Genomic DNA, 20,764 nt, shown 5'->3' on the forward strand with positions numbered 1-20,764 from the left:
CCTTACGCCTAGCTTGTTCCAATATATGCTTGTACCTATTCAATTAGAACTTTTTCACTTTCGTTTCTCTTACTACAAACTCATTACGGCTTCTCCGCCTCTTGCTGTGGCTCAAGCGGTGGCACGAGTGTTACACCTAATTCTGTACCAGGTTGTAATAACGTTCCTTCCGCTACACTTTGCTCCGTTACATATCCTGTACCAGACGGTTTTAAATTAAGCCTTAATGTTTTTGCTAAATTCATAACATCACGAAGTGCCCAACCTTGTATATTTGGCATTGTAGGTTTATCTCCTACTAAGAAGACTCGATCACCCTTCAATGTTTTTTCGGTTGCTTTCGGTACTTGTTGTTGTACTTTCCCTTCACCTAATATAATTGGACGCAGCTTAGCTTTTTCCAATGCCACTTTCGCTTCTTCCATCGTCTTTCCAGTTACATCTGGTACGACAGTTTGCTGTTCTTTTACATATTTTTTCGGATCTTTTACTTCATTTGGTTTAATCTTCAAATACTCTAAACTATTTTTCGTTACAGATTTGAAGATTTCGGCAAGGGGTTGTGCCCCATATTCATTATCTTTTAATTTCGGTTGCTTAATCGCTAAATATACAACTAGTTGAGGATCATCCATCGGTGCCATACCTAAGAATGAGAATATATAATTCTCCCTTCCTATCATATAGCCACCTTTACCGTCAGGTATTTGTGCCGTACCTGTTTTACCACCAACTGAATACCCATCAATCTTATATGCATTCCCTGTTCCCTTTGGTGATGTAACAACGCGCTCTAACAATTGCCTTACTTGAGCTGCTGTCTCTTTAGTAACAGGTTTTCCTACTTCTTCTGGTTTATGTTCTAACTTTACTTTATCTGTTATTGGATCTACAATTTTATCAATTGTATAAGGTTTCATCATTTTCCCATCATTCGCAATCGCTGTTGCGGCTTGTACAAGCTGGATTGGAGTAACAGTAGAACCTTGTCCAAATGTTGTTGTAACTTGTTGAATTTGTTGATCAAATATAATTGTATTTGGCCCTTCACCAGGTAAATCAATGTTTGTTTTTTCATCTAATCCAAATTTGTGAATGTATTGCCTGAAACGTTCTGGTCCAAGTTTTTGATCGCCTAAAATCGCAAAAGCGACGTTTGAAGAACGTTCTACCCCTTCATCAAAAGTAATAGATCCCCATCCTGCACCACCGTTATGATCTTTTATTTTACGATTTCCAACTGGATACGTACCAGATTGATAATACGCTTGTCCATCATATACACCTTCATTAATGGCTGCTGCTAGCGTGAAAATTTTCATCGTAGATCCAGGTTCAAACGCACTCGCAATTGGATCATTTAAAAAATGATGAATATCACGCTTATTCGGATCATAACTAGGACTACTAGACATCGCTAATATTTTTCCCGTTTTTGGATCTGCAACAACTCCAATTAACATTTCCGGTTCGTAATGTTTATCCGCTGCTTTCATTGCCTCTTCTAGAAAACTTTGAATACGCTGATCAATCGTTAAGTATACATTATCTCCATTTGTAGGTGCCTTTACATTTACTTTCCCACCATCAAGAGAAACCCCTTTACGATCTCCCGTATAAGCTACCTTCCCATTAGAAGCACGCAAATACTTATCTAAACTTTTTTCTAATCCAAATTGACCTTCTGCAATCCCATCATCATTCGGTTTCGCATGGCCTATTACGTACGACGCAAAATCCCCATTCGGATATACTCTCGCTTTTTCTGTAACGAAAGAAATACCTGGCATTTTAAGATTTTCTATTTGTTCTTTTTTCTCTTTCGTCAAGTTTTTCCCTAACGTTCCAAATTCCACTTGCCTCTTATCTTTGTTTAAAGTGGCTAAAATCTCCTCTTCGCCTTTCCCAAGTACACCTGCAATTTTTTTAGCAGTATCTTCTTTATCCTTTACCGAATTAGCGCCTTTTAACTCTGCTACAATTTTATAAGAATTCGCATCCTGTGCTAACACATGGCCATTTTGGTCATATATTGTCCCACGGTTCGCTTCAAGTACACCTGTTTTACTATGTTTTTGCTCAGCAAGTTTCTTTAAGTCCTGTTTATGCACTGTTCCTGTTGCTTGAATATAAAAGAATCGGGCTAACAACAGAAAAAAGAGCAGGAGGAAAAATATCATAAAGTAACCTGCTCCTTTATTGGTATGAAATTTACTCATATTTATCTTCATATCCGTTTCACACCTGCTCGCCTACTGTAGACCTTTCACGTTATTCGCATTAATTTCTAGCCCGTGTTTTTTTGCGATTTCAGCGATTCGGTCATAACGACTTAACTTTTCCACTTCAGCTTGTAATTCTTGATTTTCTTTTTGCTGTGTTACAATTTCCTGTTCTATAGTGGCTGCTTCTGTATTAACTTGATATAATCCCGCTTTATTTCCAATAAAAGCTACACAGGCATATAATAAAAAGCCAATAAAAGCTACATACAACAGTTTCTCAATTCTTGTAATCTTCACCTTAGCTTTCGGTTGTATCGTCTGCTGTGGGACTTGAGATTGCACCTCTTCTTGCACAGGTTGTTTGTACTTTACAGCTAAATTAGTCATACCTCTCTCTCCTTTTTATCGTTTTTCAGCGATCCGTAACTTCGCAGAACGCGCACGATTATTCTCTTCTAATTCTATATCAGAAGGCAAAATCGGCTTTCTTGTAATAAGCTTTAACTTCGGCTTGAACTCATCAGGAATAATTGGTAAACCTGGTGGAAGCTGTGGAGTTGTGCTGTTTCTTTTAAACGTTGTTTTACAAATACGATCTTCTAATGAATGGAAGGTAATAACGCTAATTCTTCCGCCTGGCTTTACCATATCAATCGCAGATTCTAGCGCTTCTTCAAATACTTTTAACTCATCATTTACAGCAATACGTATAGCCTGGAATACTCGTTTGGCAGGATGTCCACCTGTTCGACGTGCTGGAGCTGGAATACCTTCTTTAATCAATTCCACTAGCTCTCCTGTTGTTTCAATTGCTTTATTCTCACGATACGCTTCAATTTTTCTTGCAATTTGTTTTGAAAATTTCTCTTCACCGTATTGGAAGAAAATTCTTACGAGTTGTTCATATGACCAGCTGTTTACAACATCATATGCTGTTAATGGGGCATCTTGATCCATCCGCATATCCAACGGTGCATCATGATGATAACTAAAACCACGCTCTGGCGTATCTAATTGTGGGGATGAAACACCTAAATCAAATAAAATCCCATCTACTTCTGTGATACCTAATTCATGTAGCTTTTCTGATAAATAGCGGAAGTTACTCTTTACTGTTACAAATTGCTCACCATAAGAAGAGAATTTTTCTTTTGCATTTTGAATCGCAATTTCATCTTGATCAAATGCAATTAACTTTCCTCCTTCTGTTAGCTGGGATAGTAAATAAGAACTATGTCCCCCGCCGCCTAGTGTACAGTCTACATATGTACCACCCGGCTTTATATCCAAGCCATCTACTGTTTCTTTTAAAAGTACTGTTACGTGTTTAAACATTGTTGCACCTACTCTTTTTCCAATTAATTATGTTGAACGCATCTACTTCTCCTCACGAATCATTATCCGTCAGAAAATGAAATGCTAGTAAAGCACGACTCCTTTAACTTACCACTTAAGGAAAGTACTCTATACAAATAGCCGTTTTAATTTATTATATACTAAATTTTATCATTTTTTGCGGGAATTTAAATAAAAACCTGTCGAAAAACATATTAATCCGTTTACATTTTGTGCTATTTTGTCATATATGTTTGTTTCCTTCCTTGCAACATTCTCCAGAACTTAAAAACTTATAATTCAGAAAAATTTCATTTCAAAGTTAATTCAACGAAACAAAAATAAAATCCTGCTCCAAGGAGCAAGATTTTATAGTTTTATAACATGATGTTTTCCATCCCATGAATAAGATTGCTTCATCACCCGATCAAGAAAATCAAGGCCGAATTGATTCAAATAATAACATATATTCCACACCCGTTCTTGCGGTGCCCCGAGCGGGCGAAGCGCGAATTGTAAGCGACGGAACTTGTTCAGTTGAACTTCATGTTTTTTCTCAACATTTCTTTTTAGCATTCTTTCTAGCAGTTCAATTTGCTCATTAATTTTCCGCTCATTCTTCTCAGCGAATTCACCTAATCCAGGATCTATTGTTTTCACAAACTGTTGTAACGATGTATGGATATCCATTATCCCTTTTTTCGCTTCAACAAATTGACCATCAATCGGTTCTTCTATTTGATTAGACAGCCACTTTTCTCGCAAATCACCGATATCATATACAAACGGATCATTTTCATGTAAGTCTAAATCATATATATCTGTTGTTATATCTCTTTCCATATAACTTATTGTAAGACGAGGAACGACTGGTGGCATCTGGAAGCCAAACACATGAAATACTTGTTGTAATTCACTCCAGTAAGCAATTTCACCAGGCCCTCCGATAAAAGCTAATGTCGGGAAAATATATTCTTGCATAAGCGGGCGTGTTACAACATTATTACTAAAACGCTCTGGGCTTCTTTCCATCTCTCCTATTAATTCTTCGTACGAAAATGAATACGTCCCATCTTTACCAATAAACTTCCCGTTCACTTCTTCTAACAGCACACGCTCTTCTTCAATTTGCATAAATACATGCACTGCATTTGATTTCGTTTCAATAATTGGTTTATATCCCTGCTCCCTAATAACCTGCTGCTGATTATAAAGACCGTCTTGAACACCCTTATAGTCACTTAAAATTCGTTTAAAGAACGGCACTTCTAATTTTCTTAATGCAGGATGATGAGAATCTACGAGAATCAACCCTGAATCCGCGAACAGATTGGTAATGAGATGCGCAAAGAAATCTACATACGTGCGTGACTTCTTCAAAGCATCTTCAACAAATTGTAATACATCCTTTGTAAAATTCGTTTCTGGATATGTTTTAAAAATCTCTTCAATCCAGTTTCTACAGTCTTCAAGTGAAAGATCCGATTCAGAAGCACTTGCCTTTTTCGGATGGCGGTCATGAAAAATCGTCTTTTTTACTTTTCTATTTTTCGTTACAAATATATGATTAATTTCATCAATATCATGATCTTCACCAGCAATCCAAAAAACAGGGACAACCTTAACTCCTAAACTAGCTTCTTTTTCCTTAGCTAACTGTAAAATAGAAATAATTTTATGTGCTGTATACAACGGCCCTGTAAGTAACCCCGCCTGTTGTCCACCTATAACGACGTATGTATTTTCATCCGCAAGCATTTCTATATTTCGAATTGTATATTCTCCAGCCTGTAAATGTGTATTATATTCTAATAAATGCGCCACCAAATCTTGGCGGAAAAACTTTTTATCACGTAAATCACGCAGACGCTGCTTAAAACCATCTTCTGTTAACTGATAATCAAAACATGTCTGAATCTCTTTTTTACCGTTCATATAGTCCGCCACAACACCTTGTAGTGGAACAGAGATTTCTTTTATCTCCATATAATTCTTCCTTTCATATCCTGTTCTCTCACCAATCCACATTGTAGTCAATGTTCAATGTAAAAGCAAAGAATATCTCTTATGCTTCCAATCCTTTTATTGCATTGTAAAGAAATTGAAGTGTCGGAACTTGTTTTTGTTGTTTCTCGGCTTCTTCTATTACATAACCAACAATAGCATTAATTTCTGTTTGTCGTTTTTCTTTTATGTCAGCTAACATAGAAGATGTGTTGTTTGATGTTTTTTCGCACACTTGGCAAACCATTTTCCATAAAGATTCTTTTTTTTGATCACTTATTAGAAATGAGACCTCTAGAAATACTTGCTCCATCGTTTTATAAAAAAACGGATTTGATATCAATTCGCCATTTTGCACCCCTAACAGTGCCGTTAACGGATTAATACATACATTAACTATTAATTTATTACACATCGTTTGCTTCCAATCGTCCTCTATTTGATAAGAGAAGCACCGAGAAGGGAAACAATTGAACATCGCTTCGAATTGATTATACTCACCACGTACAAGCCCAAATTTTGTAACACCTATCCCCGCATGGCGGATCGTATATTCATTCTCTTTTTTCGCTCCATGCTCTACCATACCTATCGCGACACTTTCACAACTCAACGCTTCCATAACATGAAGGTGAGACATCCCATTCTGTAAAAAAACTACTGCTGGCTTCTCCTGTACAAACGGAAGTATATCTGATAAATGATATTGTTTTACAGCTATGAACGTGTAATCTAACCTCTCGTCTAACATATTCTCTATCGGTAAAACACGAGGGAATACAGTTTCCTGTTTTCCATCTCGCATACATATTATACCCGTCTGCATGAATTTTTCTGCTTGCTCAACTGTTCTTGTAAACAATGTAACATCTTGCTTATTTTTTTTAAAATAAAATGCATATAGGAGACCGATAGCTCCTGGCCCAACAACCCCGATTTTCATATTTATTTACACAAGAGCACTTACATTAGAGTGATCTAATATGAGTCTCTCGCTTGCTCCCTCCCTATATCTATATGTTACAAATCAATCCTTATTATATTTTGCTATTTGCATAAAACCCGTAAAAAAGAAATAGACTAAAACTTAACTACCCATTCATGAAACTAAATATAAAACAAATACACACTCTTATTTTATTATGTATATACGAATTACACATACGCTTGTACTTCTAGTTTAGCAAATCCTCAAAAAAAATACTGAAAGAAATATTTTATAAACTGAAAAAATGAGTTATAATATTATTGAAAATATTTATACTTTTCTTTATTTTCTAAGACAAGAAAAGGATGTGGTGAAATGACATTCCCAAAAGTTGAGCGATTGCTCATCAATTATAAAACATTAGACGAATTTAAAAAATTTAAGGGCTGTGGGGCTCAAGAGCTGTCCATGTTCGAAGAATTACAAGCAAACATTATTGAAAACGATAGCGAATCTCCATTTTACGGCATTTATTATGGTGGATCACTTATCGCACGTATGAGTCTGTATATGAAAAGGTATGGAGAAACAAATTTAGAAATTACAGGACCTTATGTAGAACTCTCGAAACTAGAAGTATTACCAACCTTCCAAAAACAAGGATTCGGTCAAATGCTTGTTAATTATGCGAAACAACTACAGTTCCCAATTAAAACGACAGCTCGCATTCAATCTGAAGGATTTTGGGATAAACTAAATTTCCAACAAGTATCAGTCACTGATGGTGAATTTTATATTTGGCACCCAGAAACTAATTTGAATGCGGTTACAAACGAAGAATCAGCATAAAAAGTAAAAAAAACAGCTGCATAACAGCTGTTTTTTACTTTTTCATTTTCTCTAACTTTTCATTTGTAAGAACTGCATCTCTTTCCTTCGCTTCTAGTACCATTACACTTCTTTTTTGATCAATATAATCGAGTAATGTTCTATACTCTTCCTCATATACTGATAATCGCTGAAGGAGACGTTCCCTCTCCGTTTGTAACGAATCAATTTGCTTTTGCAATACTGTTAATTCTTTTTCATCTTTATAATTTTGTAAGAAATCAATAACATCATTTAATGTAATCTGTACGGGAACATGTTGCACTACTTCCCGATCTTTCACTTCATAATTTTCTACTTTACGGAGTTGTTTGGCTTCTTCAATACGTTCTTTATACTGCTTTCTCACGTAAGAATTCCACCTAAATCCACAAGCTGCGGGAGTACGAGACAAGTTTCTACCTACCTCTTTAAAGGCGGAGAGTTGCGTTCCACCTTCACGAATATGCCGGAGTACTACTTCTGCCAGAAGTAAATCTTCATCATCTGTCCATGCATCTTGTCTTGTTGTTGCCATCTCTCTAGTCCTCCTTATGCATTTTTTATTAAACATATGCAGTTACTAGAAAAGATAGAATAGAAACAAATAAAGAATAAGACAAAAAAAATAAACGTAGAAGATATCTTCTACGTTTATTTTTTGCAATTACTTGCTGATTACTTCTTTACCTTTGTAAGTACCGCATGCTTTACATACACGGTGAGCTAATTTCGCTTCACCACAGCTTGGGCACTCTACCATACCAGGTACTGATAATTTGAAATGCGTACGACGCTTTCTTTTTACTGTTTTAGAAGTTCTTCTAAAAGGTACAGCCATTCTTCCCACCTCCTTAAAAGAAATAGTTATTTTCATATGAAGGCCTGAACCAGTCTTCCGATTATTTGTCAAAAAACTTTGCAAGTCCTGCTAATCTTGGATCAACAGGCTTTTCTTTGCTTTCTTCCGAAATCACTTGCCAGTCTTGACCTTGCGTCGGTGCTCCACCAGAAACATCATCACTGAAAATTTGCATTGGAATCTCCAAAAGTATATTCTCCTTGATTATAGGAAGTAAGTCAAGTACTTCTCCTTCTAAACAATGGATTTCAGCTTCTGTTTCATAATCTTCTACTGAAGTTTGGAACACCTCAGTTGTTTTAATGTCAAATGGTAATGTCACATCTACTAAAGAGCGAGAACATGGTAAAACCATGCTTCCAGTTATATGTAGATGAAACGTAAACTTACTGGAGCCAAAATCAACTCTTCCCGTTACATGAACAGGATTAATTTCGCGAATTTCTTTCTCGACTTCTTTTAGCTCACTTACATCTACCATCTCATCCAATGTCAATCCTTTATTTCTCAATTTATTCAATTGATGGATGGACCATTTCATATCATATCACCTCAAGGCAACAAACAAAATTATAGCTAGCCATTTTATATTTGTCAATGTTTTTTCTTTACACTATAATGAAGTCATTATAGGAAATAATATATAGATTATCATGTTTTCAAAAAAGATGCTACACCGAAAGGAGAGATTATCATAAAGGCAAGCGGTATTATCGTTGAATATAACCCTTTTCATAACGGTCATGCTTATCATGTGCAACAAACAAAAAAGTTAACACAGTCTGATATTACAATTGCAGTCATGAGTGGCCCTTTTTTACAACGCGGTGAACCAGCTCTTGTTTCAAAGTGGTATCGTACAAAAATGGCGTTAGCAGGCGGCGTCGACCTCATTATAGAGCTTCCCTACGTGTTTGCAACACAAAAAGCCGAAACTTTCGCAAACGGAGCTATTTCTATTTTAGACGCTCTTGGTGTTTCTGAAATTTGTTTCGGTAGTGAAGATGGACAAGTACAAAATTTTTATAACACCATCTCTTTAAGAAAAAAAGAAAAAGATACTTTTGATCGTCTCGTGCAACAATTTATGAATGCTGGTAATAGTTATGCAAAGGCGACTTCTGAAGCCTTTTCACATATCTTGTCGCGCGAAAATACAGTAGATATGTCCCAACCAAATAATATTCTAGGTTTACATTACATCGAGGCAATCCTTTCACAAAAAAGTTCTATTCATGCACAAACGATACAAAGGTTCGTAGCTCATTATCACGACGAAACTTTTCAAGATCAGCATATCGCAAGCGCTACTAGTATTCGCAAACAATTGTTTAGTAAAAATGATACATTTACAACCATTCATCCATTTGTTCCGAATAGTACTGCCTCACTTTTAGAGGACTATAAGCAAACCTATAACACATTACATAATTGGGAAATGTATTTTCCCCTTTTTAAATACAAACTTATGACAATGTCTCCTCAAGAGCTACAACATATATATGAAATCGAGGAAGGTTTAGAGCATCGTATTTTATCAAAAATACATAGTACTTCATCATTTCAGTCTTTCATGGAAAATTTAAAAACAAAACGTTATACATGGACTCGATTACAACGCGCATGTACACACATTTTAACAAATACAACAAAAGAAGAGATGCACAAGGCAAACATAGAGCAACATGCACCGTATATCCGATTACTAGGCATGTCACAAAAAGGGCAAACGTATCTTTCTAAAAACAAAAAGAAAATAGAACTTCCAATCCTTACTCACACAAAAACGTATAAGCATTCCATTTTAGACATAGAAAAAAAAGCAAATACCATATATTTCTCCGCGTTACAAGAACCACTTCGGACGAAATGCATACAAAAAGACATTACACAACATCCAATTCGATATGATGAAACAACTAAAAAATTTCTATAAGAAAAAACCTCTCTGAGAAGGAGAGGTTTACTTTTTTTCTTCCATTTTTTCCAAATATGCTAACGCATCGTCTAGCGTATCGACTGGTACAATTTTCATCTTCGTTTTTATATCTTTCACAGCTTCAAGTGCATCTTTATAATTCGACTTCTTCGCTCCTTTTTCATTTGGCGCAAAGAATATTTCCGCTCCCGCGTCACTAGCAGCTACAACTTTTTGTTGAATTCCACCGATTGGTCCAACTTCTCCATTTTCGTTAATTGTTCCTGTTCCAGCGATTTCACGACCTTTCGTTAAATCATCCATCACAAGCTGATTATAAATTTCCAGTGTAAACATTAACCCTGCTGACGGACCTCCAATTTCATGGGAGTCTATTTTCACTTTTGGATCCACTACTAAATCCCTTTCCGTAACGATAGAAACTCCTATACCAACACGTCCTTTTCCATCAGGAATTTGCTTTACATTTAACGTTTCTTTAAGGTGTTTACCGCCTCGCATATATTCAATACTTACTGCATCGCCTTCTTTTTTCCCTTTCATATATTCTACAAATTGATCCGCTTTTTCAAAAGTATGTCCGTCAACAGCTACAATTACATCTCCAAGCTTTAACTTACCTTCTGACGGCATATTTTTCGCTATTCCAGCAACTAGTACACCTTTATTTTGAAATGAAACTGAGCGATTTGCACGTTTATATGCGTTATAAATTGCCGCATTTTGAGAATCTTTCATTGCATATTCTTGGCGAAACTGATATTCTTCATCACTCTCTCCTCTTTGCAATATCTCTTCAGCTTTTGAAATATGATTATATTTATTAAACTGCGCGGTTATTAAATCCACAACATTTGCAGGTCCCATTGAAACGGTTACAAGCATAAAATCCCCAGACTCTTTCGTCCCGCCATCCACTTGGACATACGGTGCTAATTTCGCTGCCATACCTGGCTTTGTTACATAGTATGGGAGACGAACGTATACAAGCAGCATCGCCAATATCATCCCTATTAAAATTGCATATACAAACCGAAAACGCTTAAACATTATTTTTCTCCTTCCACTGCTCGATTAGTAAGTAAATGTTTTGAATATGTTTTTTCGCTTCATCTTCTCCAACTTGAATAATGTCTTCAATATGCGTAAAAGCACGAGAACTAAACTGTTCTACTGCCGGGCGCATCATTAAATCTGAGGCTATTTGCCTATTTACTACAAGTTCATGTTGCATAATTTCAATACTCTGCATAATCACATCATAAATAGACGTAACCTCCCCATTCACCTTAATAGGGGACACATCAACAGCAATAACAATGTCTGCACCTAATTCTTTGACAACGGATACCGGAATACGATCAATTACTCCACCATCTACTAATAAACGGCCATCTATCTTCTCCGGAACGAACACTCCTGGCACAGAGATGCTAGCTCTTACTGCATCTGCAATAGGACCGCTTGTAAATACAACTTTTTCCCCCTTTAAAATGTCAGTAGCCACAACAGCAGTTGGGATATCTAACTCTTCTAATTTTTTATTATATGTAAACATTCTAATCATATCTTTGACACGTTTTCCAGAAATAAATCCCATTTTCGGCACAGTAAAATCTAAATAATACTTTCTTTTAAATACAGTTGCCAGTCGGTAAAGCCTATCCACATTACAACTTGCTGCATAAAACGTACCAATTAAAGCCCCCATGCTGCTCCCTGCAATCATATGAATAGGAATACCCGAGTCTCGTAGCACTTTTATTACTCCGACGTGAGCAAAACCTTTCGCGCCTCCAGACCCAAGAGCTAAACCTATTTTCGGTTCCTTCATTCTTCTCACCCTTAAATTTTTTTCACTCCCTTTTTCATACTTATGGTCTAAACTGGCCATGTATCCACGTATACTGAAATGAACATTTTTGGGACAAAGGGGGGATTTTGTAACATGTATGAAAAATGGAAAACAGCTTTTTTCACCATAACAATGCTATTTCTAACATTCTCTCTCGTACTTCACCCCCAAGCCGCTTTGCAAGCTTCCATTCGCGGATTAAATATATGGTGGGAAGTTGTCTTTCCTTCACTATTACCTTTTTTCATCGTTGCAGAACTTTTAATTAGTATAGGTGTTGTAAAATTTATTGGTGTCATTTTAGAACCGTTTATGCGCCCGCTCTTTCGCGTCCCTGGTATAGGCGGATTTGTTTGGGCAATGGGAATGGCTTCTGGATTCCCTGCTGGTGCCAAATTAAGCGCTAGACTGCGCAAAAGCAACCAGCTAACACAAATTGAAGCTGAACGACTTGTATCTTTTACAAACTCTTCTAATCCACTATTTATTTTCGGCGCTGTTTCTATTGGTTTTTTTAACAATCCAAAATTAGGTTTCGTATTGGCCGCTGCACATTATATGAGCAATTTTACTGTTGGATTACTTATGCGTTTTTACGGTAATAACAATACTTACATAAAAGACAAACAATCTATCCAAAAACACCCCTTTCAAAACGCATTTTCTATCCTACACGAGACACGCCTACAAGAAAAAAGACCAATTGGAAAACTCCTTGGAGATGCTATCGTTTCTTCCATTCAAACCTTACTAATGATAGGTGGATTTATTATTTTATTCTCTGTTTTAAACAAAATGATTACCGTCTTTCAAATTACAGAAGCACTTGCTTTTATTATGCAACATATTTTATCATTCTTCCAACTGTCCATCCAGTTTAGCATCCCTATTTTATCAGGTATTTTCGAAATGACACTTGGAAGTCAAATGATTAGTCAAACAAATAAAACGACACTTCTTGAGCAAGCGATGGTGACAAGCTTCATTCTTGCATTTAGTGGCCTTTCTATACAAGCTCAAGTAGCAAGTATATTAGCTGAGACAGATATCCGCTTTAAACCTTACTTTTTCGCACGAATTATTCAAAGTATTCTCGCTCCTATTTTCACCTTTATATTTTGGGGACCATTTTATGAAAAAGTACATTCTTTCTCTCCCACTCAGGAAGATATCCCTGTTTTCTTATTCGGCCATTCTTCCACCCTTAATGAAGCCTATGGATTATTCCTTCACTACGGTCCTATTTTCACCTTATTTTGTTTATATTTATATGTTATTTTATTATTCTTACGCATCATAAATAAAGAAAAACCCCGTTCATTTTAACGGGGTTTGGAACTTTTCTTTTAATGCACGCTCTACAACAGGTGGAACAAGATCTACTACACTTCCTCCGTAACGAGCAACTTCTTTCACAATGCTTGAACTTAAAAATGAGTATTGATTATTTGTCATAATAAAAAAGGTTTCAATATTGTCATCTAACTTGCGGTTCATCGACGTAATTTGCATCTCATATTCAAAATCGGAAACCGCACGTAAACCGCGTAAAATCGCGTTTGCATTACGCATTTTCGCATATTCAACCAGCAATCCACTATGTGAATCAACCTTTACATTCGGAATATCCTTTGTTGCCTCTCGAATTAATTCTAAGCGTTCTTCTACTGAAAAAAGTGGTTTCTTAGATGAATTGTTTAAGACAACAACATATACCTCATCAAATACTTTTGCTCCCCTTTTAATAATATCCAAATGCCCAAGAGTTATTGGATCAAAGCTTCCTGAAGAAATTGCTATGCTTGTCATTCGGTCCCCTCACCTTCATACTTATAAATCGAAATTGCTGTAATTCCATAGTTTTCAGCTCTTACCTTTACAAGCTCCCCTATTGTATCAGGCAAGACTACATCATCACCATGTTCTGCCATGATTAGCCCATCTTTGTTCAATAATCCATGTTGATCCATCACACTAATTAAAGATACAATTTTTTGATCTTTATATGGGGGATCTATCAGTATAAGGTCAAATGACATTTCACGTTTTATAAGTGCCTTTACAGCACGTTCTGCATCATTTCGATACACTTCAGCTTGATCATGCACTCTGCAACTTTCTAAATTTTGATGAATCACCTTTACAGCTTTACTATCTCGATCAACAAAAATAGCTTTGTCAATCCCTCTGCTAAGCGCCTCAATCCCAAGCCCTCCACTTCCACCAAATAAATCAAGGGCAATTCCCCCGTCAAAATAAGGACCTATCATATTAAAAATAGATTCTTTTACTTTATCTGTCGTTGGACGCGTTGTATTACCTGGCACAGCTTTAAGCGGATGCCCTTTACATTTTCCTGAAACTACTCTCATTTGCAGTCACTACCTTTATTTCAATCTATCGGCGATTATTACAGGTAAACTTCTACCTCAGTAACCGCTATCAAATTCTATTGTTTTCTGAAGGTTTCCATCAATTCACCACTTAGCGAAAAGAAAACCAATCATGATTAGGATAACTTTCCGCCATCCCATATGTATATTTATCTCATTATTTGTGAGCGTGAAGCCTATATTTATGCAAGTTTCACTTTACCTTTTTTATCCTATCATAAAATAAAAAAAAGAAAAATAAAAAGCCTAAGAGAAATTTTAATTTCATTATGTATATCTTCATTTAGATTGGACATAAATAAGTATAACAACATCACCTTCGATGTTGTTGCCAACCGCGGAGAAGACTTACGTTTCCCCATAAGTTCTTCCTCCGGTTTCTCCTCTCCCTTTGCCTTCTTACTAGTACATACTAGTATAAGAAGGGCCCTGCTTTGCAGGGTTTTTTTTCTTTGCCCGCTTTTCATTTAAAAAATGAAATGATACAGTAAAAGAAAGAGGAGGAAAAAATATGATTCAACGTTTTATTGAACTCGGAGAAGGCTACTCTGATTTATATGAATTACTTGAAATTGCCAAAGCGAATAAAGAACGTGTAACACATATGTTACAATTCGAAACTTTAAAGAACGAAAAAAAGATGTGTTCACTCGTTGTAGTATTGAAACCAACAACTACTGGTGATTTCCAACCACTTTACATATGCCGTGAAGGAATTCCTGTACTTGAAAATAAAAAAAGTAAACGCATCATTTTATTTGAAGAAACAGCAGAAGAAATCGAAAAAAAAGTTACTTCATTTACGGTAAAACCATCAACTACTTTCCCTGAAAAGGAATTATACTTTAATCACCTTATCGGTATTCTAAGAATGAACCATTTCATTCCTCCGATGCAGTAACATCATTTTCAAATTAGAAATTTTATTTACTAAAATACCCCCTACCAAAATTGGTAGGGGGTATTTTAGGATCAACTATAATCGTATTCTTTCGCTCGATCTGGACGTGAATTCTCAAATTCCGTTTTTAAGAACGGGCGATACGACTGTTCTATTTTTTTTACAAAAGGAAGTTTATTCAACCTTTGCATCATATGCTCTATTTGTTCCATATCACAATATACAACTGCATATTTTAATCGCTTCGATATGTAATGAATATTACCATATTTCCTTAAAATTTTGGCATGTTTCAATGAGTGTAAATAAACAATCATACTTTGTCGTTGCCCGAACATAATCTTCTCCATCTTCTCCTTTTACATACTTATATTCTTGTATTTTATAAAAACCAATCAGAAATTTGTGACATTATAGCACGTTATAGATCAAACTCTGTATACGTTTTCCTCCATATTCTAAAAAACGGGGCACATCACCCCGTCTTTTTACAACCGCAACCACCGCCTGTGCCACAGCCACCACCGCAACCACCAGCATCAAAAAATGGATTTCCGGTCGGAACTTTAATGGAAGATGAAACTTCAGAACCAATCGCTGCACTAACTTCATCTAATAACTTCTGCAAAGCATTTTCTACTTTTTTAAAAGCAGCAATTTTTTCATGCAGATCTACAGACCGCTTCAATTCCCTCATATTTGTTGAAACAAAAGTATAATCTGGATGATATTTACCAAAACGTTGTACTTCTTCATATCGTTCTTTCATTGCTGTAAATTGACGAATTAACGTTTGAGCTTCCAAATCTTCTTGTAAAGCCCGATAACATTTACGATAATCCTCTGCTATATCTGAACAGATAATCGCTTTCGCAAGCTCCTCTGCCTTATCTAAAACCAATACGCTTTCAAGCGTCGCTACAATCATGAGAGACACCTCCGAGTCTTCATCATAACACATTTAGAACAGAACTACTAATGGAAGTGTCTCAACTAAATGGAAAGAGATGAGTCCTACTACTTGTCATACAATTTTTTTAAACTCTTATACACAAATATGCTCCGCGATATTATATTTGAGTACACCCCATCTTCCTTGCTCTTCTTTCACATAACTAATACATGCATTCTTTAATGGGGTTTTAAATGTGATTTCATCTGGCGAAATCGCGTGTAAAATCGCTTTTATCGCATGTGAGTGTGCAACAATTATAATACGCTTCCCCTCATGGATTTGAGCAATATCTTGTAAGGCAACAAAACAGCGTTCTACAATTTCCTCATCTTTCTCCATACCTTCTACGTTACCTTCTGCAATTAACTCTCTAACTGTAGAAACTGGTTTTCCAGAAGCCTCGCCAAAATTCCGTTCCACAAATCGCTCATCAAGCAAAATAGACTGTATCCCAATAGCTTCGGCAATTGCCCTAGCCGTTTCCTGCGCTCTAATTAAAGGACTACTTATAATAATATCCCATGACTCTAGTTGCAAGGCAGCTGCACTTTGACTTGCTTGCTTCTTCCCAACTTCATTAAGCGGAATATCTTCACGCCCTTGAATAATCTCCTGAAAATTCCAATCAGTTTGTCCATGTCGTACTAAACAAATTTCCGTCATGCTGCAACTCCTCCTTTCCATAATCCGCTTCTATTGTAACAAAAGTTTCGCATGACGGACATAATTTTCCCTTCCAATTACGTTGCATTTTGCTGCTTCATATATTGAAACATATCTATCATTATAGAAGCAACAGCCAATTGATTTTGAAACTTTTCTACCTTATCTGGAATTGTCTTTTTAAAATGCTGCATAGCAGCTAACTCAAACGCTTCTTTTTCTTCTGGATTACGTGACAATTTCCGATACCAGTATGGCTGTTCCCGAATATAACGTGTTAAATCTTCATCAGCTTTTATAAATTCCATAAGCTCTGCCCTCATCCTCTTTTCCTCCTAATCTTTTTGAAAGAAAAACGGATTATTTTCAGAAGTTGTTTGCTCTTGTTGCGTACGATTCCCCTGAAATTGTTGAATCACTTGTTGCACGCTACCAATAGCACTCGTCACATTAGCTAAATGATGCTGCATTTGTTCCACATCTAGCTTTTTAAAGAAAGAAAGCATTTGTCTCATCACATCAGCAGTTTTTTCCTCTTCAGTTCGATTATCTTTTTCTTTTTTATTTTCTTTTACTGAAGAAAAAGCAGACGCTCCATCAGGTCTATAAGTTGCCCATATTGGATCTTCTTCACCAAGTAAGTACCATTCTTCATAAAATTGTTGCCAAGTTTTTTGACCACTTCTAACTTCATGAACCATTTTAGGGTGATGGTTTACAAACTCTTTAAACTGTTGAACCGAAGGGTGTAACGGTCCTTTTGTTGTTGGCATAATCCTCACCTCTTCATATATATCTACTATATTGTAAGAAAAAAAAGGCGCATGGTTCGCCTATTTTTAGACGATTCATGCACCTTTTTATTTACGAATGAAGTTTTGCGTATAAAATTTACCATATACGCCAACACCTAACCCAGTAAATTGCTCGTTTAATAAATTTTTCCGATGTCCTTCACTATTTAACCAACCTTGTACCGCTGCAATTCCATCATTATGTTGCGCCGCTATATTCTCACCAGCAAGTTGAAAAGCAACTTGCCCACGCTGTAAGCGATCACCTAATGTCCCAAAAGTAGGAGAATCATGCGAAAAATAATTATTATCTTTCATATCTTTGCTATGTCCAAATGCAACATCGGCAGTTGGTTGATCCCATGTTAATAATGATAATTCATGACGACTTCTAATAATATTTGTTAAGTCTAAAATCTGCTTCCTATTCCCGTCCTCTACTTGTTTCGTCTTTTCTGGAGCCATCGGTTGCTCTGCCATTAATTCACCCGAATATACAAGCTGATATGGTCTTTGTCGAAGTAATGTATCATCATCCATATAGCGAATCCCAACAAGCTCATGTGTAAAATGATCAAAGTATAATTGTGCCCATCCATCTTCTGTCGAAATTAATGGCTGTTCCATCATTTCTGTATCGGACAACTCAAATTGATAGTTATTTTTTCCCCTCTTTAAAGAAATTTCATGTGAGAATGGATTTTTTTTATAGACTTCTTCATATTTTTCATTTATATGATAAGGTGCTACAGGAACCTGTTTCCCTGCAACATACGCCGTTACAACCTTACGTTCATCAACTCCAAATTGAACATATTGAGATAAATCTTGATTATATACCCACCACTCATAACCGTAGGCAGACGGTTCAATTCGAGATGGCTCCCCCCATTTCGCTAACAAGTTTTCAGAATCCCCACCGATAATACTTGAAACAGTCTCCGGAGTTCCTTCTTGTACTTGTTTTTTCTTCTTTACAATTTTACTTTCTTGCTTAGAATGAGATGGGGCTAATATATATTTTGAAACGAGCAATTTCCCGTATAAATCAATACCTAAAATAACAACCGTAATCATTACGATACGCAATAATTTCTTCAAACGATATACCTCCTGAACAAAACATAAAGTTGAGATATACACAAATCATTTTCTTTCCTTTTTGTGTGTACCGTACTCATTTCACTATATCATATTTTTATGAAAAAAGCCGTGATTCTCCCTTTTCTCTCAATATGAATTGCGATTTCTCATTATTCATACTATTATAAAATTAAAGGTCTTAAATTTGAATACGGAGGGATTTCATGCAATTTACAAACACAAAACTTAGCGGCACAGTAGTTGACTTTACTCTTTTAACTGAAATTATGCAAAATCATCATTTTGTACTTGCTGGACAGTGGGATTACGAGCGAGTTACATACGATTATAAATTTGAAATATTGAAAGATGTCTATTATTTACGTGTACAAGGATTTGCTATCGAAGGTGAAATTGGTGGGAAACACGCGCAAGTGAAACTACTTCCACCTTTATTAGGAAAACATTATTATCCGCATGGCGTTGAATACGGTGAAAATGAAAATTTCCCTACAAATGTACTTCAAAAAAGCGAACAACTCCTACAAAATATCGAAAAAGAACTGAAAGAATTTCAAATTATCGAGTAAGGAAATAAAACAAGCGCATCCGTATGATGCGCTTGTTTTATTTCGTTTGTAAATACGGTGGCAACTCTTGTAATTGCTCCTTATCTTTTTCTCGCTCTCTACGTGCCCATCTAAAAAATACATAACCGATAATTGTACCGTACACTATTTCCTGGACAATTTTCATAATGATGCCCCCTGTTTGTTGATCTTGTACAATTGGCATCCAATGTAAGAATTCCGGACCAGTGATATTTAAATCTGATAATGTCCCGGCTGGTACACAAAGTTCCATCGCTTTCATCCACGCATTCGGATCCGTATACGTTGCAAATAATGGTTCAGTCGCAAAAATTATTAATGCACAAGCTGGCGTTAATAAAATACCGTTAGCAAACATATAACCAAGTTTCTTTATATCACTTAATGTTTGATATTCTGGTAACGGATTTAACATTGGCCACCACATCATCATAGCTGCAAAGAACAGTACAGCAAGACAAATAGGATGTGCTATCTGACTTTGTTTCACTGCATCAAAAACAACTGGCAAATGATAAAAAGAAAATAGACCATTAAATACAAATAGGGCGATAAGTGGTTTAGCAAACACCTTTAACATTATTTGAACAAACTTAAAAGAAGTAACATAACGATACAACCAAACTGGTATACCTAGTAGTAATAACGGAGGGACTGCAATATACATCACGGCCATCTCAAACATGTGTGCACTAAATATAATGTGCCCAATTAAATCAACAGGACCTCCTTTTACAAAATATAATAGGACAATTCCTGTTATAAAATAAAACTTCTGTTTTTTACTTACCTTCGTCGCATCTTCAAATCTTGTTCTATACGGTCCGATGATCAGAAAATAACTGACCAGAATCGAAATCATAAACAATAAAAAAACTGGGCTCCATAACGCTTGAAAACCAAATATCCATAAATTGCTCATTTTCACACCTACCTTTTCAAAAAGTTTCTTATCCCTCATATGAAAAGAGGGCCATGATAACTCAAAGGCCCCCTATCTACTATTCTTTAAATCCATACAATTGTCATAAAAGCTAAAATCGTTAACAACCCTATTAACAAGCCAGAATACAAGAAGAAACTTGCTGCTTCATGTCCTTTATGACTCATATGCATGAAATAATAGAGTTGAAATATAACTTGAACGACTGCTAACAATAAAATAAATGGCACAGAGAAAACTGGACTAAACGTTTTCGGATATGCAACCGCTACGAAAGCGACTAATGTTAAGAAAATCATTAAAGCAAATGTAATAACTTGATGTCTCATTTCCTCTGCACTTTTTCTTTTCCGATAAACAAGATCCACCTTTAGGTTATTTGTATTTGTTTGCTTAATCGCCATTG

25 protein-coding genes are annotated in these 20,764 nt (G+C 36.0%); 5 read left to right on the forward strand and 20 right to left on the reverse strand.

Annotated features, from left to right (window positions below; translation table 11 throughout):
• Positions 1-83 precede the first annotated feature (83 nt).
• From DJ93_RS05115 to panE, 5 genes are all read right to left on the reverse strand, one after another.
• Entirely contained in the window at positions 84-2,231 is a 2,148-nt protein-coding gene (locus DJ93_RS05115) for a penicillin-binding protein (protein ID WP_080743354.1), read from the reverse strand.
• 21 nt (positions 2,232-2,252) lie between these two features.
• Positions 2,253-2,612: a cell division protein FtsL gene (ftsL, locus tag DJ93_RS05120; protein WP_042979490.1), complete on the reverse strand. Its 360-nt coding sequence runs from the start codon at positions 2,610-2,612 to the stop codon at positions 2,253-2,255.
• Between the two features lie 15 nt (positions 2,613-2,627).
• Complete coding sequence (gene rsmH, locus DJ93_RS05125) at positions 2,628-3,560, reverse strand: 16S rRNA (cytosine(1402)-N(4))-methyltransferase RsmH (protein ID WP_042979491.1); 933 nt, start codon at positions 3,558-3,560, stop codon at positions 2,628-2,630.
• A 369-nt stretch (positions 3,561-3,929) separates the two neighbouring features.
• Entirely contained in the window at positions 3,930-5,546 is a 1,617-nt protein-coding gene (gene bshC / locus DJ93_RS05130; protein ID WP_042984148.1) for a bacillithiol biosynthesis cysteine-adding enzyme BshC, read from the reverse strand.
• A gap of 79 nt (positions 5,547-5,625) precedes the next feature.
• Entirely contained in the window at positions 5,626-6,513 is an 888-nt protein-coding gene (panE, locus tag DJ93_RS05135) for a 2-dehydropantoate 2-reductase (protein WP_042979493.1), read from the reverse strand.
• A 354-nt stretch (positions 6,514-6,867) separates the two neighbouring features.
• On the opposite strand from panE, the gene DJ93_RS05140 reads away from it, so the two are divergent.
• The gene (locus tag DJ93_RS05140; protein ID WP_042979494.1) at positions 6,868-7,341 is read left to right on the forward strand and encodes an N-acetyltransferase; all 474 of its coding nucleotides are present in this window, start codon (positions 6,868-6,870) and stop codon (positions 7,339-7,341) included.
• Positions 7,342-7,375: 34 nt separating this feature from the next.
• On the opposite strand, the gene DJ93_RS05145 is transcribed toward DJ93_RS05140, so the two are convergent.
• From DJ93_RS05145 to DJ93_RS05155, 3 genes are all read right to left on the reverse strand, one after another.
• The gene (locus DJ93_RS05145; protein ID WP_042979495.1) at positions 7,376-7,897 is read right to left on the reverse strand and encodes an RsfA family transcriptional regulator; all 522 of its coding nucleotides are present in this window, start codon (positions 7,895-7,897) and stop codon (positions 7,376-7,378) included.
• Between the two features lie 129 nt (positions 7,898-8,026).
• Positions 8,027-8,200: a 50S ribosomal protein L32 gene (gene rpmF / locus DJ93_RS05150; RefSeq protein ID WP_001984764.1), complete on the reverse strand. Its 174-nt coding sequence runs from the start codon at positions 8,198-8,200 to the stop codon at positions 8,027-8,029.
• Positions 8,201-8,261: 61 nt separating this feature from the next.
• The gene (locus DJ93_RS05155; protein ID WP_042979496.1) at positions 8,262-8,762 is read right to left on the reverse strand and encodes a YceD family protein; all 501 of its coding nucleotides are present in this window, start codon (positions 8,760-8,762) and stop codon (positions 8,262-8,264) included.
• A 153-nt stretch (positions 8,763-8,915) separates the two neighbouring features.
• Between DJ93_RS05155 and DJ93_RS05160 the strand changes: the two genes are divergently transcribed.
• Entirely contained in the window at positions 8,916-10,157 is a 1,242-nt protein-coding gene (locus DJ93_RS05160; RefSeq protein WP_117287819.1) for a nucleotidyltransferase, read from the forward strand.
• Between the two features lie 27 nt (positions 10,158-10,184).
• On the opposite strand, the gene DJ93_RS05165 is transcribed toward DJ93_RS05160, so the two are convergent.
• Positions 10,185-11,210 (reverse strand): SepM family pheromone-processing serine protease, encoded by a 1,026-nt coding sequence (locus DJ93_RS05165; protein WP_042979498.1) that lies wholly within the window; start codon positions 11,208-11,210, stop codon positions 10,185-10,187.
• Positions 11,203-11,994 carry a patatin-like phospholipase family protein gene (locus DJ93_RS05170; protein ID WP_042979499.1) on the reverse strand — a complete coding sequence of 264 codons (792 nt, stop codon included), beginning with the start codon at positions 11,992-11,994 and terminating at the stop codon, positions 11,203-11,205. Before DJ93_RS05170 ends, DJ93_RS05165 begins: the two co-directional genes overlap by 8 nt.
• A gap of 114 nt (positions 11,995-12,108) precedes the next feature.
• On the opposite strand from DJ93_RS05170, the gene ylbJ reads away from it, so the two are divergent.
• The gene (gene ylbJ / locus DJ93_RS05175) at positions 12,109-13,341 is read left to right on the forward strand and encodes a sporulation integral membrane protein YlbJ (RefSeq protein ID WP_042979500.1); all 1,233 of its coding nucleotides are present in this window, start codon (positions 12,109-12,111) and stop codon (positions 13,339-13,341) included.
• Here the strand turns inward: ylbJ and coaD are convergent.
• A complete protein-coding gene (coaD, locus tag DJ93_RS05180; RefSeq protein WP_042979501.1) occupies positions 13,333-13,824 on the reverse strand; it encodes a pantetheine-phosphate adenylyltransferase in 492 nt (163 codons plus the stop codon). The genes ylbJ and coaD overlap by 9 nt on opposite strands.
• Positions 13,821-14,387: a 16S rRNA (guanine(966)-N(2))-methyltransferase RsmD gene (gene rsmD, locus DJ93_RS05185; RefSeq protein ID WP_042979502.1), complete on the reverse strand. Its 567-nt coding sequence runs from the start codon at positions 14,385-14,387 to the stop codon at positions 13,821-13,823. Before rsmD ends, coaD begins: the two co-directional genes overlap by 4 nt.
• Before the next feature lie 532 nt (positions 14,388-14,919).
• Here rsmD and DJ93_RS05190 point away from each other — a divergent pair.
• Positions 14,920-15,309 carry a DUF7147 family protein gene (locus DJ93_RS05190; RefSeq protein ID WP_042979503.1) on the forward strand — a complete coding sequence of 130 codons (390 nt, stop codon included), beginning with the start codon at positions 14,920-14,922 and terminating at the stop codon, positions 15,307-15,309.
• Positions 15,310-15,380: 71 nt separating this feature from the next.
• On the opposite strand, the gene DJ93_RS05195 is transcribed toward DJ93_RS05190, so the two are convergent.
• The 6 genes from DJ93_RS05195 to DJ93_RS05220 all read right to left on the reverse strand — a co-directional run bounded on the left by DJ93_RS05195 (position 15,381) and on the right by DJ93_RS05220 (position 18,822).
• Positions 15,381-15,647 carry a YlbG family protein gene (locus DJ93_RS05195; protein WP_042984149.1) on the reverse strand — a complete coding sequence of 89 codons (267 nt, stop codon included), beginning with the start codon at positions 15,645-15,647 and terminating at the stop codon, positions 15,381-15,383.
• Between the two features lie 137 nt (positions 15,648-15,784).
• Positions 15,785-16,237, reverse strand: coding sequence for a YlbF/YmcA family competence regulator (locus DJ93_RS05200; RefSeq protein ID WP_042979504.1), 453 nt, complete (start codon positions 16,235-16,237; stop codon positions 15,785-15,787).
• Between the two features lie 117 nt (positions 16,238-16,354).
• Complete coding sequence (locus DJ93_RS05205) at positions 16,355-16,927, reverse strand: histidine phosphatase family protein (RefSeq protein WP_042979505.1); 573 nt, start codon at positions 16,925-16,927, stop codon at positions 16,355-16,357.
• Between the two features lie 77 nt (positions 16,928-17,004).
• On the reverse strand, positions 17,005-17,250 hold the full coding sequence (locus DJ93_RS05210) for a YlbE-like family protein (RefSeq protein WP_042979506.1): 246 nt from the start codon (positions 17,248-17,250) through the stop codon (positions 17,005-17,007).
• Between the two features lie 12 nt (positions 17,251-17,262).
• Positions 17,263-17,700, reverse strand: coding sequence for a YlbD family protein (ylbD, locus tag DJ93_RS05215; RefSeq protein WP_042979507.1), 438 nt, complete (start codon positions 17,698-17,700; stop codon positions 17,263-17,265).
• A gap of 87 nt (positions 17,701-17,787) precedes the next feature.
• Positions 17,788-18,822, reverse strand: coding sequence for a CAP domain-containing protein (locus DJ93_RS05220; RefSeq protein ID WP_042979508.1), 1,035 nt, complete (start codon positions 18,820-18,822; stop codon positions 17,788-17,790).
• Between the two features lie 206 nt (positions 18,823-19,028).
• On the opposite strand from DJ93_RS05220, the gene DJ93_RS05225 reads away from it, so the two are divergent.
• Positions 19,029-19,394: a YugN family protein gene (locus DJ93_RS05225; protein WP_042979509.1), complete on the forward strand. Its 366-nt coding sequence runs from the start codon at positions 19,029-19,031 to the stop codon at positions 19,392-19,394.
• Positions 19,395-19,431: 37 nt separating this feature from the next.
• Here the strand turns inward: DJ93_RS05225 and ctaG are convergent, their stop codons facing one another.
• Positions 19,432-20,337 (reverse strand): cytochrome c oxidase assembly factor CtaG, encoded by a 906-nt coding sequence (ctaG, locus tag DJ93_RS05230; protein WP_042984150.1) that lies wholly within the window; start codon positions 20,335-20,337, stop codon positions 19,432-19,434.
• 86 nt (positions 20,338-20,423) lie between these two features.
• Positions 20,424-20,762 (reverse strand): cytochrome c oxidase subunit IVB, encoded by a 339-nt coding sequence (gene ctaF / locus DJ93_RS05235; RefSeq protein ID WP_042979510.1) that lies wholly within the window; start codon positions 20,760-20,762, stop codon positions 20,424-20,426.
• Positions 20,763-20,764 lie beyond the last annotated feature (2 nt).

The organism is Bacillus clarus (assembly GCF_000746925.1).
Taxonomy (GTDB): Bacteria; Bacillota; Bacilli; order Bacillales; family Bacillaceae_G; genus Bacillus_A; species Bacillus_A clarus.

What these genes read in the sequence shown, in the direction of transcription:
- DJ93_RS05115 (WP_080743354.1), bottom strand. Translation starts at nt 2,231, where the DNA reads ATGAAGATAAATATGAGTAAATTTCATACCAATAAAGGAGCAGGTTAC.
- ftsL (WP_042979490.1), bottom strand. Translation starts at nt 2,612, where the DNA reads ATGACTAATTTAGCTGTAAAGTACAAACAACCTGTGCAAGAAGAGGTG.
- rsmH (WP_042979491.1), bottom strand. Translation starts at nt 3,560, where the DNA reads ATGTTTAAACACGTAACAGTACTTTTAAAAGAAACAGTAGATGGCTTG.
- bshC (WP_042984148.1), bottom strand. Translation starts at nt 5,546, where the DNA reads ATGGAGATAAAAGAAATCTCTGTTCCACTACAAGGTGTTGTGGCGGAC.
- DJ93_RS05140 (WP_042979494.1), top strand. Translation starts at nt 6,868, where the DNA reads ATGACATTCCCAAAAGTTGAGCGATTGCTCATCAATTATAAAACATTA.
- DJ93_RS05145 (WP_042979495.1), bottom strand. Translation starts at nt 7,897, where the DNA reads ATGGCAACAACAAGACAAGATGCATGGACAGATGATGAAGATTTACTT.
- rpmF (WP_001984764.1), bottom strand. Translation starts at nt 8,200, where the DNA reads ATGGCTGTACCTTTTAGAAGAACTTCTAAAACAGTAAAAAGAAAGCGT.
- DJ93_RS05155 (WP_042979496.1), bottom strand. Translation starts at nt 8,762, where the DNA reads ATGAAATGGTCCATCCATCAATTGAATAAATTGAGAAATAAAGGATTG.
- DJ93_RS05165 (WP_042979498.1), bottom strand. Translation starts at nt 11,210, where the DNA reads ATGTTTAAGCGTTTTCGGTTTGTATATGCAATTTTAATAGGGATGATA.
- DJ93_RS05170 (WP_042979499.1), bottom strand. Translation starts at nt 11,994, where the DNA reads ATGAAGGAACCGAAAATAGGTTTAGCTCTTGGGTCTGGAGGCGCGAAA.
- ylbJ (WP_042979500.1), top strand. Translation starts at nt 12,109, where the DNA reads ATGTATGAAAAATGGAAAACAGCTTTTTTCACCATAACAATGCTATTT.
- coaD (WP_042979501.1), bottom strand. Translation starts at nt 13,824, where the DNA reads ATGACAAGCATAGCAATTTCTTCAGGAAGCTTTGATCCAATAACTCTT.
- rsmD (WP_042979502.1), bottom strand. Translation starts at nt 14,387, where the DNA reads ATGAGAGTAGTTTCAGGAAAATGTAAAGGGCATCCGCTTAAAGCTGTG.
- DJ93_RS05190 (WP_042979503.1), top strand. Translation starts at nt 14,920, where the DNA reads ATGATTCAACGTTTTATTGAACTCGGAGAAGGCTACTCTGATTTATAT.
- DJ93_RS05195 (WP_042984149.1), bottom strand. Translation starts at nt 15,647, where the DNA reads ATGTTCGGGCAACGACAAAGTATGATTGTTTATTTACACTCATTGAAA.
- DJ93_RS05200 (WP_042979504.1), bottom strand. Translation starts at nt 16,237, where the DNA reads ATGATTGTAGCGACGCTTGAAAGCGTATTGGTTTTAGATAAGGCAGAG.
- DJ93_RS05205 (WP_042979505.1), bottom strand. Translation starts at nt 16,927, where the DNA reads ATGACGGAAATTTGTTTAGTACGACATGGACAAACTGATTGGAATTTT.
- DJ93_RS05210 (WP_042979506.1), bottom strand. Translation starts at nt 17,250, where the DNA reads ATGAGGGCAGAGCTTATGGAATTTATAAAAGCTGATGAAGATTTAACA.
- ylbD (WP_042979507.1), bottom strand. Translation starts at nt 17,700, where the DNA reads ATGCCAACAACAAAAGGACCGTTACACCCTTCGGTTCAACAGTTTAAA.
- DJ93_RS05225 (WP_042979509.1), top strand. Translation starts at nt 19,029, where the DNA reads ATGCAATTTACAAACACAAAACTTAGCGGCACAGTAGTTGACTTTACT.
- ctaG (WP_042984150.1), bottom strand. Translation starts at nt 20,337, where the DNA reads ATGAGCAATTTATGGATATTTGGTTTTCAAGCGTTATGGAGCCCAGTT.
- ctaF (WP_042979510.1), bottom strand. Translation starts at nt 20,762, where the DNA reads ATGGCGATTAAGCAAACAAATACAAATAACCTAAAGGTGGATCTTGTT.